17 protein-coding genes are annotated in these 17,445 nt (G+C 63.7%); 11 read left to right on the forward strand and 6 right to left on the reverse strand.

Annotated features, from left to right (window positions below):
* Nucleotides 1–46: 46 nt before the first annotated feature.
* From ccoN to ccoS, 8 genes are all read left to right on the forward strand, one after another.
* A complete protein-coding gene (gene ccoN, locus ACGYLQ_RS06290) occupies nt 47–1,657 on the forward strand; it encodes a cytochrome-c oxidase, cbb3-type subunit I (protein WP_394441216.1) in 1,611 nt (536 codons plus the stop codon).
* A 5-nt stretch (nt 1,658–1,662) separates the two neighbouring features.
* Nucleotides 1,663–2,499, forward strand: a complete 837-nt coding sequence (ccoO, locus tag ACGYLQ_RS06295) for a cytochrome-c oxidase, cbb3-type subunit II (RefSeq protein ID WP_322327758.1) — start codon at nt 1,663–1,665, stop codon at nt 2,497–2,499.
* Between the two features lie 10 nt (nt 2,500–2,509).
* Complete coding sequence (locus ACGYLQ_RS06300; RefSeq protein WP_136720504.1) at nt 2,510–2,698, forward strand: cbb3-type cytochrome c oxidase subunit 3; 189 nt, start codon at nt 2,510–2,512, stop codon at nt 2,696–2,698.
* Entirely contained in the window at nt 2,695–3,597 is a 903-nt protein-coding gene (gene ccoP, locus ACGYLQ_RS06305) for a cytochrome-c oxidase, cbb3-type subunit III (protein ID WP_394441218.1), read from the forward strand. The genes ACGYLQ_RS06300 and ccoP overlap by 4 nt, the downstream gene beginning before the upstream one ends.
* A gap of 96 nt (nt 3,598–3,693) precedes the next feature.
* Nucleotides 3,694–5,283: a cytochrome c oxidase accessory protein CcoG gene (gene ccoG / locus ACGYLQ_RS06310; RefSeq protein WP_394441221.1), complete on the forward strand. Its 1,590-nt coding sequence runs from the start codon at nt 3,694–3,696 to the stop codon at nt 5,281–5,283.
* Complete coding sequence (locus tag ACGYLQ_RS06315) at nt 5,280–5,753, forward strand: FixH family protein (RefSeq protein ID WP_394441224.1); 474 nt, start codon at nt 5,280–5,282, stop codon at nt 5,751–5,753. The genes ccoG and ACGYLQ_RS06315 overlap by 4 nt, the downstream gene beginning before the upstream one ends.
* Nucleotides 5,750–7,870 (forward strand): heavy metal translocating P-type ATPase, encoded by a 2,121-nt coding sequence (locus tag ACGYLQ_RS06320; protein ID WP_394441226.1) that lies wholly within the window; start codon nt 5,750–5,752, stop codon nt 7,868–7,870. The genes ACGYLQ_RS06315 and ACGYLQ_RS06320 overlap by 4 nt, the downstream gene beginning before the upstream one ends.
* Nucleotides 7,867–8,052 carry a cbb3-type cytochrome oxidase assembly protein CcoS gene (gene ccoS, locus ACGYLQ_RS06325; protein ID WP_394441229.1) on the forward strand — a complete coding sequence of 62 codons (186 nt, stop codon included), beginning with the start codon at nt 7,867–7,869 and terminating at the stop codon, nt 8,050–8,052. Before ACGYLQ_RS06320 ends, ccoS begins: the two co-directional genes overlap by 4 nt.
* A 55-nt stretch (nt 8,053–8,107) precedes the next feature.
* Here the strand turns inward: ccoS and ACGYLQ_RS06330 are convergent, their stop codons facing one another.
* Complete coding sequence (locus tag ACGYLQ_RS06330) at nt 8,108–8,791, reverse strand: helix-turn-helix domain-containing protein (RefSeq protein ID WP_394441231.1); 684 nt, start codon at nt 8,789–8,791, stop codon at nt 8,108–8,110.
* A gap of 155 nt (nt 8,792–8,946) precedes the next feature.
* On the opposite strand from ACGYLQ_RS06330, the gene ACGYLQ_RS06335 reads away from it, so the two are divergent.
* The gene (locus ACGYLQ_RS06335) at nt 8,947–9,681 is read left to right on the forward strand and encodes a response regulator (RefSeq protein ID WP_394441262.1); all 735 of its coding nucleotides are present in this window, start codon (nt 8,947–8,949) and stop codon (nt 9,679–9,681) included.
* Here the strand turns inward: ACGYLQ_RS06335 and ACGYLQ_RS06340 are convergent.
* From ACGYLQ_RS06340 to ACGYLQ_RS06360, 5 genes are all read right to left on the reverse strand, one after another.
* Complete coding sequence (locus tag ACGYLQ_RS06340) at nt 9,678–11,207, reverse strand: PAS domain S-box protein (protein ID WP_394441234.1); 1,530 nt, start codon at nt 11,205–11,207, stop codon at nt 9,678–9,680. The two genes, ACGYLQ_RS06335 and ACGYLQ_RS06340, sit on opposite strands and share 4 nt — an antisense overlap.
* Nucleotides 11,208–11,330: 123 nt before the next feature.
* Entirely contained in the window at nt 11,331–11,744 is a 414-nt protein-coding gene (locus ACGYLQ_RS06345; RefSeq protein ID WP_271687293.1) for a cytochrome c, read from the reverse strand.
* A 21-nt stretch (nt 11,745–11,765) separates the two neighbouring features.
* Nucleotides 11,766–12,620: a universal stress protein gene (locus ACGYLQ_RS06350; protein ID WP_394441236.1), complete on the reverse strand. Its 855-nt coding sequence runs from the start codon at nt 12,618–12,620 to the stop codon at nt 11,766–11,768.
* Nucleotides 12,621–12,778: 158 nt separating this feature from the next.
* Entirely contained in the window at nt 12,779–14,719 is a 1,941-nt protein-coding gene (locus ACGYLQ_RS06355) for a TonB-dependent receptor domain-containing protein (RefSeq protein ID WP_394441238.1), read from the reverse strand.
* Nucleotides 14,720–15,392: 673 nt separating this feature from the next.
* Nucleotides 15,393–16,238 carry an SDR family oxidoreductase gene (locus ACGYLQ_RS06360; protein WP_394441241.1) on the reverse strand — a complete coding sequence of 282 codons (846 nt, stop codon included), beginning with the start codon at nt 16,236–16,238 and terminating at the stop codon, nt 15,393–15,395.
* 102 nt (nt 16,239–16,340) lie between these two features.
* On the opposite strand from ACGYLQ_RS06360, the gene ACGYLQ_RS06365 reads away from it, so the two are divergent.
* Both ACGYLQ_RS06365 and ACGYLQ_RS06370 read left to right on the forward strand, forming a co-directional pair.
* Nucleotides 16,341–16,730 (forward strand): helix-turn-helix domain-containing protein, encoded by a 390-nt coding sequence (locus ACGYLQ_RS06365; protein ID WP_067626520.1) that lies wholly within the window; start codon nt 16,341–16,343, stop codon nt 16,728–16,730.
* Between the two features lie 388 nt (nt 16,731–17,118).
* Nucleotides 17,119–17,412, forward strand: a complete 294-nt coding sequence (locus tag ACGYLQ_RS06370; protein ID WP_028095443.1) for an IS3 family transposase — start codon at nt 17,119–17,121, stop codon at nt 17,410–17,412.
* The last annotated feature ends 33 nt before the right edge of the window (nt 17,413–17,445 follow it).

Below are 17,445 nucleotides of genomic sequence, written 5' to 3' on the forward strand. Positions count from 1 at the left end.
TTAGGGCCCATGCGATCCGTTTCCCAAAGATGAAGGGATTCGGAATATGTTCGATACGCTCAAGTTGATCGTGCTTGCGCTTATAGTGTTCTTTGCAGCACTCGGGGCGGATTGGGCGCGCGATCCGGCTTATATGGTTCACGCCCTGCTGGTCATGTTGGTGGCCGCAGGGTTGTTTTTTTGGCAATTGCGCCGGATGCCTGTCGAGGACGCGGCGCCCGTCGCGCCTGCGGCGCTGCAGGGCTATATGGATGGCCCCATTCGCTATGGCGTCATCGCGACCGCCTTTTGGGGCGTGGTGGGGTTTTTGGTCGGCACCTTCATCGCCTTCCAACTGGCCTTTCCGGCGCTGAACATCGACTGGGCGCAGCCCTATGCCAACTTTGGCCGGTTGCGCCCGCTGCACACCAGCGCGGTGATCTTCGCCTTTGGCGGCAACGCCCTGATCGCCACGTCTTTCTACATCGTGCAGCGCACCTCTTCGGCACGGCTCTGGGGGGGGAACGCGGCTTGGTTCGTCTTTTGGGGCTATCAGCTTTTCATCGTTCTGGCGGCCACGGGCTATCTGCTCGGCGCGACCCAGTCCAAGGAATATGCTGAGCCGGAATGGTACGTCGACATCTGGCTCACCATCGTCTGGCTGGTCTATCTCGCCGTATTCTTTGGCACGATCCTAAAGCGGCGTGAGCGGCATATCTATGTCGCCAACTGGTTCTTTCTGGCCTTCATCATCACCGTGGCGATGCTGCATGTGGTCAATAACCTCGCCATCCCGGTGTCGATCTGGGGATCCAAATCCGTGCAGGTCTTTGCCGGTGTGCAGGATGCGATGACGCAGTGGTGGTACGGCCACAACGCGGTGGGCTTCTTCCTGACGGCGGGTTTTCTTGGCATGATGTATTACTTCGTGCCGAAGCAGGCGGGCCGTCCGGTTTATAGCTACAAGCTGTCGATCATCCACTTCTGGGCACTGATCTTTCTCTATATCTGGGCCGGTCCGCACCACTTGCATTACACCGCCTTGCCCGATTGGGCCGCGACGCTGGGGATGGTGTTCTCGATCATCCTGTGGATGCCCTCATGGGGCGGCATGATCAACGGGCTGATGACGCTCGAAGGCGCGTGGGACAAGATCCGCACCGATCCGATCATCCGCATGTTCGTGGCCTCGCTCGCCTTCTACGGGATGTCGACCTTCGAGGGGCCGATGATGTCGATCCGGGCGGTGAACAGCCTCAGCCACTACACCGATTGGACCATCGGGCACGTGCATTCCGGCGCGCTTGGCTGGAACGGGCTGATCACCTTTGGCGCGCTGTATTTCCTGACACCGCGGCTTTGGGGGCGAGCGCAGATGCATTCGCTGTCGGCGATCAACCTGCACTTCTGGCTCGCGACCCTTGGGATCGTGCTCTACGCGGCGTCGATGTGGGTCTCGGGCATCATGGAGGGGCTGATGTGGCGTGAGGTCGATGCCAATGGCTTCCTCGTCAACAGCTTTGCCGACACCGTCGAAGCGAAATTCCTGATGTATGTGGTCCGTGGTCTGGGCGGGGTGCTCTACCTCGCGGGCGGTGCGGTGATGGTCTGGAACATGTGGATGACCATCCGCGCCCCGCAAGCCCGCCCCGTCACCGTCGCCCTGCCAGCGGAGTAAGATCAATGGCCAAGAACCCCCACAGCCCCAATTATGACCCCGCTGACGACCCCAAGGTCGTGACCGCCAGCGAAGGCTTGAAGAAGGGCAAAATCCCCAACGAACTGCCGCCCGAGACGGAGGCGATCACCTTTCACCAGCGGTTCGAGCGCAACGCGACGCTGCTGCTAATCGCCTCGCTCGGGGTGGTGAGCATCGGCGGGATCGTCGAAATCGCGCCGCTCTTTTGGTTGGAGAACACCATCGAAGAGGTCGAGGGCATGCGCCCCTATTCGCCGCTGGAACTGGCGGGGCGCGAGATCTATGTGCGCGAGGGCTGCTACGTCTGCCACAGCCAGATGATCCGCCCGATGCGCGACGAGACGGAGCGTTACGGCCACTACAGCCTCGCTGCCGAATCCATGTACGATCACCCGTTTCAATGGGGCTCCAAACGCACCGGGCCGGATCTGGCGCGCGTGGGCGGGCGCTATTCGGATGAGTGGCATGTCGATCACCTGATGGACCCGCAATCGGTGGTGCCGGAAAGCGTCATGCCGAAATACGCCTTCCTGATGGATGCCAAACTTGAGCCTGATGATGTGACCGATCTGGTCGCCACCCACCGCACGGTCGGCGTGCCCTATAGCGATGAGATGATCGCGAATGTCCGTGGCGACTTCCGGGTGCAGGTCGACCCTTTCGGCGATTACGACGGGCTGCTGGAACGCTACCCCGGCGCGCAGGTGCGCAACTTCGACGGCCAGCCGGGGGTGAGCGAGATGGATGCCCTGATCGCCTATCTGCAAATGCTCGGAACGCTGGTTGATTTCTCGACCTTCGTGCCTGACGCCAGCCGCTAAGGAGGCCGCAATGGACACCTATTCTTTCCTGCGTGAATTGGCCGACAGCTGGGCGCTGTTGATCCTGACGCTGATCTTTCTGGGCGTCATTGCTTGGGCCTTTCGCCCCGGCTCGCGCGCCCTGCACGACGATGCCGCCGCTGTCCCGTTTCGCAACGACGACCCCGATCAAGCCCGCAATGACGGAGCCCGCACATGACCGATAAACGCAAGATCGACCCCGCCACCGGGACCGAGACCACAGGCCACAGTTGGGACGGGATCGAAGAGCTGAACACGCCGCTGCCGCGTTGGTGGCTCTGGACCTTCTATGCCACCGTCGTCTGGGGCGTGATCTATACCATCCTTTATCCCGCCTGGCCGATGGTCTCTGGCGCGACGGCGGGGCTGCTCGGCTATTCCACCCGTGGCGAGGTCGCCGCCGAGATTGCGCGTGTGGACCTGTCGAATGCCGACCTGACCGAAAGCCTCGTCAACGTCGATCTGGCGGTGCTGAAGGACAACGAAGAGCTGCACCGTTTCGCGACACAGGCCGGGCGCTCGGTCTTTGCGGCCAATTGCTCGCAATGCCACGGCGCGGGGGCAGGGGGTGTGGTGGCCTCGGGCTATCCGAACCTTCTGGATGACGACTGGCTCTGGGGCGGCACGATGGAGGAGATCGCCTATACCGTGCGCCACGGCATCCGCAACGAGGATGACCCCGATGCGCGTTTTTCGGAAATGCCACCGTTTGACTGGATGGAGGAGGCCGAGCTCGACGCCACCGTGCATTTCGTGCGCAGCCTTTCGGGGCTTGAGCATGACGCGGGCGCGGCGCAGGCGGGGGCAGAGGTCTATGCCGACAACTGTAGTGCCTGCCATGGGGAGCGTGGCCTTGGTGACCGTGAGATGGGCGCGCCCAACCTTGCCGATGCGATCTGGCTGCGCGGCGGCAGCCATGAGGCGATCCTGCGACAACTCAAAGCGCCGCGCATGGGGGTGATGCCGCCGTGGCAGGCCCGTCTGGGCGAGGCCGAGGTGCGCGCCGTGACCGCCTATGTCCACGGTCTGGGCGGCGGTGAGGCCGCGGTCGATGCCGAGGGCGCTGCCGCCGACTAAGCCGGTACGACAAATAATCTGCGGATTGATGCAGATCAAAGCGGCCTGCGCCTCACGGGTGTAGGCCGCAAGACGTAACACCGGAGCCTACTGCCCATGTCCAACGCCGCCCCCCCGCTTTTCGCCGCCCGCGAGCCGATCTTTCCCCGCCGGGTCAGCGGGTTCTTTCGGCGGTTGAAATGGGTGATCCTGATCCTCACGCTGGGGGTCTATTACATCACCCCGTGGATCCGCTGGGACCGGGGGCCGAACCTGCCGGACCAAGCGGTTCTGGTCGATCTCGCAAACCGGCGCTTCCATTTCTTCTGGATCGAGATTTGGCCGCATGAGTTCTACTTCGTGGCCGGGCTGCTGATCATGGCGGGGCTGGGGTTGTTCTTGTTCACCTCCGCTCTGGGTCGGGTCTGGTGCGGCTATGCCTGCCCGCAGACCGTCTGGTCCGATCTCTTCATGACCGTGGAGCGCTGGATCGAAGGCGACCGCAACGCGCGCATCCGTCTGCACAACGCACCTTGGAGCCTGCGCAAGGCGCGGCTGCGGGGGGCAAAATGGCTGCTCTGGCTGCTGATCGCGGTGGCGACAGGCGGGGCTTGGGTCTTTTACTTTGCCGATGCGCCCAGTCTCGCGCGCGACCTCGTGACCCTGCAGGCCGCCCCCGTGGCCTATGCCACCATCGCCGTGCTGACTGCCACGACCTTCATCTTTGGCGGTTTCATGCGCGAACAGGTCTGCATCTACATGTGCCCTTGGCCCCGCATCCAAGGCGCGATGATGGATCCCGGCACGCTGACCGTTGGCTACCGCAAATGGCGGGGCGAGCCGCGCGGCAAGGGCGGGGTAAAGCGCCAGAAAGCGGCGGCAGAGGCGATCGGCAGCGGTGATGCGGTGGCGCGCTATGGTGCGGCGCTCGACAAAAACACCGCGGGCGACCGCCAGTCGCGGGACGGCGAGGTTTTGGGCGATTGCATTGATTGCAACGCCTGTGTGGCGGTCTGCCCGATGGGGATCGACATCCGCGAAGGCCAGCAGATGGAATGTATCACCTGCGCGCTCTGCATCGATGCCTGCGACGATGTGATGGCCAAGATTGGCCGACCGCGCGGGCTGATCGACTACCTCGCGCTGGATGATGAGCCGCCCACCGCGCCCAAGGAAAGCGCCGCCGTGGCGGGCCTTGCCGAGGCGCCCGCGGGCGATGTCGCCGGGGCCACTGCGCCGCCATGGCAGCCCAAGCCGCTTTGGCAGCATATCTTCCGCCCGCGCACCCTGATCTACACCGCCGCTTGGGCCGCCATCGGTGTGACCCTTGTCGTGGCGCTCTTCATCCGGCCTGAGATCGACATGACCGTGGCGCCGGTGCGCAATCCGACCTTCGTCACCCTCTCGGACGGGTCGATCCGCAACGCCTATGACATCCGCCTGCGCAACAAACATGGGGAGGCGCGGGATTTCCGGCTGTCTCTCGCCGGAGACCGTGGCTTGGACCTCAGCGTCGAGGGGGCGGCGGAGCCGGTGGTCTCCGTCCCCGCCGACACCACCCGCCTGCAACGGGTCTATGTCATCGCCCCGCCGCAGAGTGACGCCGCCACCGCGCCGCGCAGCGATCTGCGGTTCTGGGTCGAAGACGTCCGCTCGGGCGAGCGGGCCTTTGGTGACACGATTTTCAATGGAAAGGACAGCCAATGACCGCAGCGCAATTGCAACGGGGGCGCCCCCTGACAGGCTGGCATGTGCTGGCGATCTTCGTGGGCGGGTTTTCGATCATCATCGCGGTGAACCTCGCGCTCGCTTTCAATGCGGTGCGCACCTTCCCGGGCAAGGAAACCGAATCGAGCTACGTCGCCTCGCAGAATTTCGACAGCGACCGCGCGGCGCAGGAAGCGCTCGGCTGGGCGGTGCAGACCGAGTTGACGGGGGATGCGCTCCGCTTGGTGGTGCAGGATGCCAATGGCGTGGTGCAGCCCAAGATCATCGCGGCGACATTGGGCCGGGCGACCACCGTGGCGGATGACATGACGCCCGACTTCACTTGGGATGGCCGCGCGTGGACCGCACCGGTCACCGCAGGCCCCGGCAACTGGAACCTGCGGGTCGAGATGCGCGCCGCCGATGGCACGCTCTTTCGCCGCCGCATTCCCTTGCAGGTGACACGATGACCGTCGCCGCCTGTCCCGGCTGTGTCGCAGGCACCCCCTCGGCTGAGGCCGCGGCGCAGCGCATCGCGGAGAACGACAAGGCCATCCATCTCGCCCTGCCGCAGATCCGCTGTGCGGCCTGTATTGCGGGGGTCGAGGGGATCTTGGCCCGCTTGCCCTCGGTCAAGGCCGCGCGGGTCAACCTTGGAGCCAAACGGGTGCGGATCGTGCTGAGCCCCGGCTATGACGCCAGCGCCGCGCTTCAGGCGTTGAACGACGCGGGCTTTGAGGCGCATGAGCTTGACGCGACCGCCCTGCGGCCTGCGGGGGATGACACGGGCCGCCGTCTGCTGGCCCGCGCCGCCGTGGCGGGCTTTGCCATGATGAATGTGATGGCAGTCTCCGTCGCGGTCTGGTCCGGGGCGGGCGATATCACACGCGAGATGTTTCACTGGGTCTCTGCCGCCATCGCGCTGCCTGCCTTGGCCTTTTCGGCGGTGCCCTTCTTCGCCTCGGCATCGGTCGCCCTGCGGGCTGGGCGGATGAATATGGATGTGCCGATTGCGCTGGCGATCCTGCTGGCGGCGGCGACCTCGCTTTATGAGACTTTCGCCGCCACCGGGGCGCATACTTGGTTCGATGCGGCGCTTTCGCTGACCTTTTTCCTGCTGGTGGGCCGCTATCTTGAGCATCGCGCGCGGGCCACAGCACGTTCCGCCGCGGCGGAGTTAACGGCGCTGGAACTGCCCCGCGCGACCCGTCTGACCGCGACGGGGCGTGAGACGGTGGACGTCAGCGCCCTGATGCCCGAAGACCGCATCGCCCTTGCCGCCGGGGCGCGCGCGCCGGTGGATGGCATCGCCTTGGGCGCGGTGATGGTGGACCGCTCTGCCCTGACCGGAGAGGCCGACCCCGTCGCGGTGGCGGCGGGTGGGCCGATCTGCGCGGGCGAGGTGATCCTTGGCACGCCGCTGACCCTAAGGGTCACCCGCCGGGCCGAGGACAGCACCCTGCGCCGCCTTGCGGCTTTGGTCGAGGTCGCTGAGACCGGCAAACACCGCTACAGCGGGATCGCCGACCGCGCGGCGCGGCTTTACGCGCCGGTGGTGCATGGGCTGGCGGCGCTGGCTTTCGTGGTCTGGTGGGCGCTGACGGGGGACCTTTATCACGCGATTGCCGTGGCCACGGCGACGCTGATCATCACATGCCCCTGCGCGCTGGCGCTGGCCATTCCGGCGGTGACGGCGGCGATGACCGGGCGTTTGTTCCGCGCGGGCGTGTTGCTGAAATCCCCCACGGCGTTGGAGCGTTTGGCCGAGATCGACACAGTTCTCTTCGACAAGACCGGCACGTTGACCGAAGGCGTCGCGCGGCTGCCCGCGCTTGATGCAGAGGTGGCATCGGTGGCGCTTGCCCTCGCGCAGGCGTCTGACCACCCCGCCTCGCGCGCCTTGGCGGCGGCGTTGCAGGGGCAGATGGCTGCCGATCTGCGCGACCTGCACGAGGTGCCGGGCGAGGGCGTCTGCGGTCTATGGCACGGGGCGCGGGTCTCTCTGCGCCGTGGGCTGGAGGGGCCGGAACTGCATCTGCCGGATCGCTCTATTCCCTTGCCCCTGTCCGAGACGCCTCGCGCCGGGGCGGCGGAAGCCGTCAACGCCCTGCGCGGGCGTTGGATGGAGGTGGCGATGGTCACCGGCGATACCGCGCAGCGCGCAGAAGCGTTGGCCGACACCCTCGGGATCGCCAAGGTGCATGCCGCCGTTCGGCCTGAGGATAAGGCCGGTCTGGTCCGCGATATGGCCGCGCGGGACAAGCGGGTGCTCATGGTGGGCGACGGGCTGAATGACACGGCGGCGCTTGCCGGGGCGCATGCCTCTCTCGCGCCTGCCACGGCTCTGGATGCCGCGCGGGTCGCCTCGGACGGGGTGATGCTGGGCGGTGATCTTTCGGCGGTCACCGATACCCTGCGGCTGGCCCGCCGGGCGCGCAGCCGTATTCGCCAGAACCTCGGGCTGGCCGCCGCCTATAACGCGGTCGCGATCCCGGTGGCGGTCATGGGCTTCGCCACCCCGCTGATGGCGGCTGCGGTGATGTCTTCCTCATCCATCCTCGTGGTTTTGAATGCGGTGCGACGATGAATATCCTGATCGTTCTCATCCCCGTCTCCGTCTGTCTTGGCGCAGCGGGGCTTGCCGCCTGTCTCTGGACGCTGCGCAATGGGCAATACGATGACCTCGAAGGAGACGCGGCGCGGATTTTGCTGGAGAATGGGGTGCCGAATGGGGACACCCACCAGCGCGATTCCGAAAAGGCGACCTAGAAACGCAAAACGCGGGCCGTGGCCCGCGCTTTCTTAGCTCAATGAAAGCCCGCCGTCAGTCGGCGGCCTGAGAGGCCGAGATCAGCGCGTCCATATCCTTGATCAGCACGGTTTGGGAGGTCTCTAGCGCGATGATATCTTGCTTGCGCAGGCGGGTCAGGGTGCGGCTCACCGTCTCAATCGTCAGGCCGAGGAAATCCGCGATGTCGCTGCGGGTCATCGGCAGGGCGCAGGTGGTGTAATTGCCGATCGACCTGCCCGTGCGCTCCGCCAGCGTGATGAGGAAGGAGGCAACCTTTTCCAGCGCGGATTTGCGCGCCAGCATCATGAAGTGATCCTGCATCGCCGAAATCTCACGCAGGGCGGCGTTCAACAGCCGTTTATGCGTCTCGTGATCCCCCTCGAAATCGTCAAGCGCATGGCGGCGGTGGGCAATCACCTCTGCCGTCTGGATCGCCTCGCAATCGCTGTGATGGAGCGCGCCATTGGGAAAGCCGATGATGTCTCCGGGCAGGCCAAAGGCGATGACCTGCCGCCGCCCATTGTCGAGCACGCGGGTCAGGCGAAAGACGCCCGAGGTGATCTCATAGATATGGTTGGCGATATCGCCCTCGCGAAACAGATGGCTGCCGACCGCCTGCCGCTTGCGCGGCGATTGCGCGGCGGGGGTACGCGGGCAAAGCTGCGCCTCGGGCACTTTGGTTGCGGGGGTGAACTCATTGGATAGTGTCACGTACATGCGATCGTCCTTTCTGCGGCGCGGTCACATTCTCAAGCGCATGTCGCAGAACGACCTGTGGTCTCGTATCCGTTTGTAACGCTTTGTCGCAGGGGATGGCGTGGCGGGTGGTGCTCGCTTGGGTTGCGGACTATACAAACGCAACTTTTGGGGTGATGGGCGTGACCGCGAAGAAGATCCTTGTTGTTGATGACGATGCCAAGATCCGGACGCTTCTGAGGCGCTGCCTTGAAAGCGACGGATACCTCGTGACCGAGGCGCATGACGCGCAGAGCGTGGGCGCGGCCTTTGCGGCGGAGGCTTTCGATCTGGTGACCTTGGATCTGAACCTCGGCGCGGAGGACGGGCTGGACATCGCGCGCGACCTTCGCCGCGATCATGACGTGCCGATCTTCATGGTGACGGGCAAGGACGATGTGATAGACCGTGTTGTCGGGTTGGAACTGGGCGCGGATGACTATCTGACCAAACCCTTCCATGTACGAGAGGTCTTGGCCCGCGTGAAATCCGTTCTGCGGCGCAGCGGCAAACGCGAGGCAGAGGCGCCCGCACCGCAAAGCGCCGACCCGTGGCTTGCGCTCGACGGGTTGAAGATCAACCTCGACCGGATGCTGCTGGTGGGCCGGAACGGGCAGGAGGGGGATTTGACCACGGCTGATTTCAAACTCTTGGCCGCCTTCGTGAACCACGCGAAAAAGCCCTTGTCGCGGGACCGGTTGATGGATCTGATCGACGGGCAGAACTGGGCACCCTTGGACCGCACCATCGACAACCAAGTGGCGCGGCTGCGCAAGAAGGTCGAGCGTGATCCGGCGCGTCCGCTGTTGATCAAAACGGTGCGCGGGGTGGGCTATGTGCTGACCGAAAGCCCCACCGCCACCTCGGGTTAGTCCCTTAACAAGGCGCGAAACGCTTCGGCCAGATCCGCTTGCCTATAGGGTTTGCGCAAGAGGGCGAAGGCGTGGCTCTCTTCCTCGCCGCGCAGGACGTTTTCGGAGAAGCCCGAGGTGATCAATATCCGCAGATCGGGCATTTCCGCCGCGACCCGTTTGGCCAGCGCATGGCCCGACAACTCCCCCGGCATCACCAGATCGGTAAAGACCACATCGATGTCGTCGCGGTCTTGCAGGATTCCCCAGGCTGCATCCCCGGTGGTCGCCGTGACACAGTCGAACCCCAGCGACTCCAGCCGCCGCTCCGACAGGCGTAGGACCATCGGGTCATCCTCGACCAGCAGCACGCGCAGGCCGGTGCCGATCCCAGCGTGCTGCTCTGGCGCGTCGCTGGAGGCCGCCCGCGTGCCGGTGCTGTCCACGAGGGCGGGGAAATAGAGGCTGATCGTCGTGCCCTTGCCCAATTCGCTGTAGATCGCGATATGCCCGCCGGATTGCTTGATGAAGCCGTAAACCATCGACAGGCCCAGCCCCGTGCCTTGGCCGACCGGTTTGGTCGAAAAGAACGGCTCAATCGCGCGGGTGCGGGTCTCAGCAGACATGCCTTCGCCCGTGTCCGCGATCGACAGGCGGATGTAGTTGCCCATGTCGATGCCAATCTCTTGTGCGACATAGGTGTCGTCGAGCTGCATGTTGCGGGTTTCCAGCGTGATTTTACCGCCCGAAGGCATGGCGTCTTGGGCATTGAGCGCAATGTTGAGCACGGCAGTCTGAAGCTGGGTGGCGTCGACCTTGGCCTGCCAAAGGTCCTCGGCAAAGCCCGTCTCGACCGCGATATGCGCGCCGATGGTGCGTTTGAGCATCGCCACGGCTTTGGAGACTTCGGCGTTGAGGTCGATCTCCGCCGCGTTCAACGTGGTCTTGCGGGCAAAGACCATCAGGCGCGAGGTGAGATCGGCCCCGATCTCTGCCGCCTCCAGCGCGTCCGAGATCAGCGCGCCGCTTTTGGCCGAGGTTTCCGACATCTCCAGCAGTTCCAGATTGCCGATCACGACCGTCAGAAGGTTGTTGAAATCATGCGCGATGCCGCCGGTCATCTGGCCGATGGCATCCATCCGTTGCGAGCGGGCGGTGGCCTCCTCGGCGGCTTTTCGGCGCGACAGATCGTGCATGATGCCGACAAAGGCGACCTCGCCCGAGATATCGGCGCGGCCCACGGAAAGATGCAGCGGGAAGACACTGCCATCGGCGCGCAGCCCTTCCACGTCGCGGCCCACGCCGATGATGCGTTTCTCTCCGGTCTCAAGATGATGGCGCAGAAAGCCGTCGTGTTGAACGGCCATATCCCCCGGCATCAGCATGCGCACGTTCTGCCCCACCAAATTCTCGACCGGGTGGCCGAAAAGCGTGGCCGCCGCCTTGTTCACCCGCAGGATATTGCCCGCGTGATCCGCCACCACCATGGCGTCGACGGCGGCGTCCAGAAGGGCCAGCAGAACGGGGCTTTCGTCGTTGATCTTCATGCGAGGGGTCCGTCTGTAGGGGCTGCGGGGCAGGGCATCCGATAGCGTGAGAGGGGGCGGGGGCGCAATGCGGGGCGGGGGCGCGTTAAGCGCCAGAGGGCTGCCTCCCGAACCACGCCTGTCCTACCACTGGATCGCTTCCAAATAGTCGAGCAGATTGGCGAAATCGGTTTCCAGCACCTCCCCATCCGCACCGCCATTGGGGTAGACATGGCGCAGGCCGACGGCGGAAAAGTCCGGCATGGGTGAGGCGGGGTCGTCTTTTGCAAGCTGGCCCATGACAAAGCGGCTGACAAACTCGCGCGGGAAGTAGCCGTCGTTGCGCTGTTTCAGCCCGGCCAAATCCGGCGGCACCACATCCAGGTGCAAGGACATCGGACCGCCCCCTTCGCCCTGCGCCCCGTGGCAGGCGGCGCATTCCTTGGCATAGACCCGCTGCCCCGCGCGCACCCGGTCGGTGTCGTCAGAGGACCCCTCCGAACAAGCAGAGAGGAGGGCGCAGGATAGCCCGGCGAGGGCAGCGAGGTGAGGGCGCATAGGGGGTCCTTTCGATGGGCGTTAGTGCGACAGAAGCACAGGAAAGGCGCTTTGTTCAATCAGGCTGCGGGTCGTACCGCCAAAAACCATCTCGCGCAGGCGGGAGTGGTCATAGGCGCCCATGACGATCAGATCGGCCCCGGTTTCTTTGGCGCGTTTCAGGATGGCGGTGCCAATGTCCGCGCCTCCGCTGGCATATTGCTGCACGGCAACGTTGCAGCCTTGGTGGGTCAGCCAAGCCGCGACATCGGTGCCGGGGTTTTCCCCGTCATAGGCCGAGATCGAGACCGGATCGAAAAGCGCCACCGTTACCTCCCGCGCATTGCGCAGGATTGGCAGAGCGGCGCGGATCGCCCGCGTGGCGGGAATGCCCGCTTTCCATGCGACGAAGACCGATTGCGGGGTCAAGGCCGCCTTGGATTGCGCGGTGTTGAGGAGAACCGGCACGGCGGACTCGAAGAGGGCGGCATGCACGACGTCCTCAAACAGGCGTTTGTCCTCGCGCAGGTCCGTGCCGATAAGCACCGCGTCACAGGTCAGCCCCACCCGCGCCACCGTGTTGCGCAAGGCGGAGGCATCGCCGCAGACCGCGCGCACATCCGCGCTGGCGCCTTGGTCGGTGAGATACTGTGAAAATTCCGCGCGCTGTTTCTCGACCGCCTCGCGGGCCGCGTCCACATCCGCCTGCCAGCCTGCCGGGAGGGAATAGGTGCTGAGTTCGCCCACCCCCATCGAATAGACCGGGACGGCAGGGGTTTCGCTGAGCAGAAGAACGATCAGATGCGCGCCCCGGGTCTGCGCCTCGCGGGCGAGGGCCTCTAGCTGATTGGGCCGGGCATCGACCCCCAGAACGGCTGTGATGGTGGCATTTTGCATGGCGACGCTCCTCATGTGACCACGGCCACTATGGGGCGGGCGGGGCGCGGCTGCATTGATCTGGATCAAGCGGGAGGAGGACTGCGGAAAGAACCGCAGGCGGCATGCGCCGGAAAAGGGTATCGCCCCCGCGCAAAGGGGGGCGATACCTGCGTCAGTTAAAAGCTGATCGACGCGGTCAGGCTGACAGTGCGGCCCGGTTCGGTCAAGGGCACCACATTGGCAAGCCCAAGCCCATCGGAGCTGCGGCTTGCATAGGTCGCGTCGAACAGGTTCTGCACGTCCATACGCACGTTCAGGTTCTCCATCCGCCGCGGTTTGTATTCCGCGTAGAGATTGACCACCTCATAGCCGTCGAGCGACACATCGGTATCGTCGTTCTCCAAGGCGATCTGCGCGGTCGCCCCGATGCGCCATTCTTCGGTCACGTCATAGCCCGCTTCGAAGCCAAAGATATGGCCGACCGGACGGCCAAGGTAATAGGCGGTCGTGGCGGTTGTCGCGTCGTTGGTTTGGACATCGGCATAGGTGTAGTTCAAGGTCGCGAAGCCGCGCGCGCCGGTATAGGTGACCGACCCGTCGAAGCCGCGCGATGTCAGATCTTCCACAGCACCGCGTGCGCCGCTGGAGGGCAGAACGGCGTTGATGTCTTCGATCTCAGTGTCAAACAGCGCGCCTTTGACCGCCCAGGGGCCACTGTCGTAACGCAGGCCCAAACGCACCGCATTGGCGCGCGAGGTGGTGAAACCGTCATAATTCCACGGGGTGCGGAAGTTGACCAATGCGGCCTCGCCCAACTCATAACCGCCCCAGCTGGACGCGGCCCCTGCGTTGAGGGTCCATTGATCGTTCAAGACGTAATCGACCGAGCCGTTGACGCTGGCGCCGCTGGCGTCAAAATCGCTCCCATCCGCGCCTTCGAAGGACGCCCAGTCATAGCGCCCGCCGTAGGATACGGAGATGCGGTCCGACAGATCCTGCCGTGCCTGCGCGAAGATACCGATGTTGCTAAGCTCTTCGCGGCCGCTCGAACTGCGCGGGCTGACCGTGTTGTCATAGCCTTCGGCGCTTTCGTCAAAGAAATCGACACCGACATTGACGCTGCCGTTGCGGAGCGTGAAGTCGTTGCTGAGCACACCGCTGAGGCTTTTGTTCACACCATAAAGCGAGCCTACGTCCATCGCCTGCTCGTTGTAGCTGAGCTGCGCATAGGGCGCCCAGATGCCCGAGGGGTTTTCATCCTCATAGGTCAGCGTATAGGAGGTGCGCTGCGACAGCGCTTCGTAAAGCACCGTGTCGCGTCCGATCACATCGGCAAAGTCGGGGCGGATGAAGCCACCCTGAGACGCGCGCAGGCCATTGTCGGTTGTCTCAGACGCCGAAAAGCTCAGACGTTTGCCGCTTTGGGAGGTATAGGCGAATTTCGCGATATAGTCGGTCAGGTCCGCCGCCGTGCCGGTGATGGTGCTGCCCGAGCCGTCATCATAGTCGTCGCCCGTCGCGCGCGTGCCGCTCAGCAGATATTCAAAACCGTTGTTCTGCCCGAAGAGGGTCAGGGTGTTGCGGAACCCTTGGCCATTGCTGCCATAGGACAGCGTGTAGCGGCCACCAAAGGGATCATCCCCGTCCAGCAGATCGCGGGCGTCTTTGGTGGTATAGGCGATGGAGCCCGCCAGCGCGTTTGGCCCCTGATCCGCCGGGGCAAGCCCCGCGCTGACCTCGACGGATTTCAGCAAGGCCGGATCCAGCAGAACGTTGCCGGTATGGTGGAAGGCCGATTTGTTCTGACGTGCGCCATCGATGGTGACGGAAAGCAGGCTTTCTTCGATCCCGTTCACATAGACCTTCTGCGCGATCGGCGCGCCGCCGCTGGCGGTGATCGCGGATTCGCCGGCAAAGACATCGGCCACGGTCGCCGGGTTGCGCTGTTCGATTTCGGTTTCGGTGATCTCGTCATTGCCCAAAGCAGCCTGCGCGGCTGAGGTCTGAATGCGCAGCACGCCGAGATCGAAGGCGGTGTCGTCTTGCGCATAGGCGAGAGTGGCGGTCGAGCACATCAGCCAAGAGAGCGCGACGCGCTTGGCGGTAGTGGTTTTCATTTTATTGTCCCTTGTAGAAATCCTTGGCTGGCTGGGACTCATGAAACCGCTTGCTTGCTCTGCGCGGATAGTTGCGACAATCCGCCGAAATGTTCAAGGCGCGGATTTGGTTAATGCGGGAGGAGGGCGGCTGGGGGGGTACTTCTACGCGGGTGCCTTGTGTTTAAGCAGACCGGTTTGGAGGACGGCGACATCGCGGCTTGCGCGGCGACTAACCTGCGTCTTCGTATCGGGGGAAATAAGCACCACGCCCAAGGCGTTAGTGGCGGAGAGACAGTCTGGCGCACTTTTGACTGACACATTGTTTTATAATATTATATGGATGTAGGAGTCAAGATTGCCCCACAAAACATCCCTCACTTACTTCTCATTATGGGCCCACGACAAATCCGGATGTCCTGCTATCCTGCTACTCTCGTGGTTCGAGTGAAAAAACCCCGATAAAACTCCAGTCCTTCGCATTCCGTGGTGCAGTTGAGCGTTTCAGACCCTCAAGCGCAATGTCCGCAGAGAGCCCATAGTCACGGATGCTGCACAGTGCGCAGGTGGCTGGCAATCGCCGGAAGCCGACACTGGCAGAAGTGAGGACGGCCCTTGGCTGCCACGTGCAGAGCTGCGTCAAGCTGCGCAAGAATACGAGGCGGGGCGCGATCAGACGCCCCGCACGATGGCTTTAGCCGATCGCGGCAGCGACCGCCGTGGCAAGCGGCGTGGTCGGGCGACCGATCAGGGTCGATAGCTGGGTTCCGTCGTCGAACAGCACCCCCTTGGAGGCCTGGACATCACAATGGGCGAGGAACCCCGCCAGTTCGGTCGGCAGGCCCGCGCCGGTCAGCGCAGCGGCATAGTCGGCCTCGGGCATGTCGACGTAAGGGATGTCCTTGCCCGCCTGCGCGGATAGTGTGGCCGCCAGATCGGCAAGGGTGAAGCTTTCATCGCCGGAAAGTTCATAGGTTTTGCCCCGAAGGCCTGTGTCCAGCAGCACGGCGGCCGCGGCCTCGGCATAGTCCTGCCGCGTAGCCGACGAGATCCGGCCATCCTTGGCCGCGCCGATCAGGGCGTTGTGTTCCAGCGCCGCAGGCAGGCCCATGGCGTAGTTCTCTGTATACCAGCCGTTGCGCAGCACGGTATGGCCGATGCCGGAAGCGGCCAACAGTTTTTCCGTCTCAACGTGCTCCGGGGCAAGGCCGAGCGTGCTGGAGGGTGCCTTCAGCAGGCTGGTGTAGACGATATGCTGAACCCCGGCGGCCTTCGCGGCTTCGATCACGGCGGCATGTTGCGATACGCGGCGACCGATGTCGCTGCCCGAGATCAGCAGCAGCGTGTCGACACCGTCGAGCGCCGCCGGGAGGGTTTTGGGGGCGTCGTAGTCGAAGATACGCGCCGGCACACCCAAATCCGCGGCCTTGTCGATGTTGCGGGCCAGCGCGACGATGCCGCCCGGCGCATTCTTGGTTTTCAGGGTGTTGATAACGAGGCGGCCAAGCTGGCCAGTTGCGCCGGTGATTGCAATGGTCATGGTTATCTCTTTGCTTCTGGTTGCGATAGCGGAGAGTTAGACCCTTTACTTATGAAAAGTAAGTACATACATTTTTGTTAGCTTGAATTTTCCGAGGTCCCCATGCCAAAACTCAGTGACGCCGTCCGGTCGGGCAAGCTGGTGGGCAACCTGCAAGCGCAGGAATGCCCATCGCGCGATATCCTCAAACATGTCACCGGTCGCTGGGCCGTTTTGACATTGATCGCCCTTCAGGGTCGGACGATCCGCTTTGCCGCGCTCAGGCGGACGATCGGCGGGGTAAGTGACCGGATGCTGACGCAGACGCTTCAGACGCTGGAGGCGGACGGCTTCGTGCATCGGCAGGCCTTCCCGGTTGTACCGCCGCATGTGGAATACAGCCTGACCCCTATGGGCGAAGAGGTGGCGCAGCACGTGCGGGTGCTCGCCGACTGGATCGAAGACAACACCAGCACTATTCTGTCGACGCGGAAAGAGATCGCGGCGGAATAAAAAGCCGCTATTGAGCTCAAACGTTCGACAATCACCTATGCCGCGAGTGAGGGCTTGTCGCCTATAGTGATTTTCGGGGCGGTCGCGAGGCACACAGAGCGACCGTTCAGGTCAGGTATTCCAATGGCGAGTTTGTCCGCATAGCCGACCTCCCGTGCCGAGGCTCCCGAAGATTTTTTGGGAGCCTCGGCTGGACATAGCATCACGCCCACAGGGAGACCGGCCACGAGCGCGAAATGCTAAGGGCTGGGATAAAACTACGCGGCTTTTGCTTAGATTACGTCACCGATCATGGGGTTCACCCTAAATGAGCTACCCCCGGAAATTCGGACACTGACATAAGCTACCTTTTGCAGTCTGCTGATCTTCGACGAGAAGGAGATCAGAGATGTCAAAACGGAAACAGCACGCGCCTGAGTTCAAGGCGAAGGTCGCGCTGGAAGCCCTGAAGGGTGAAGAGACGGCGGCCGAGCTGGCGAGCCGGTTCGGGGTTCATCCGACGATGATCCATCAATGGAAGCGAGCCCTGCTCGAAGGCGCGTCCGGTGTGTTCGAGCGCGGGAGTCGCAAGAAGCCGGAGATTGACGAGGAGCAGGTGAAGGAGCTCCACGCCAAGATCGGGGAGCTGGCGGTAGCCAACTCTTTTTTGGAACGAAAGCTGAAGCCTTGGGGCGGGAAGTGAGGCGCGGCATGATCGAGCCTGACCACCCGGACC

The sequence above is a fragment of the Sulfitobacter sp. 1A12779 genome, assembly GCF_043557315.1.
In the GTDB taxonomy this organism is placed as follows: domain Bacteria; phylum Pseudomonadota; class Alphaproteobacteria; order Rhodobacterales; family Rhodobacteraceae; genus Sulfitobacter; species Sulfitobacter faviae.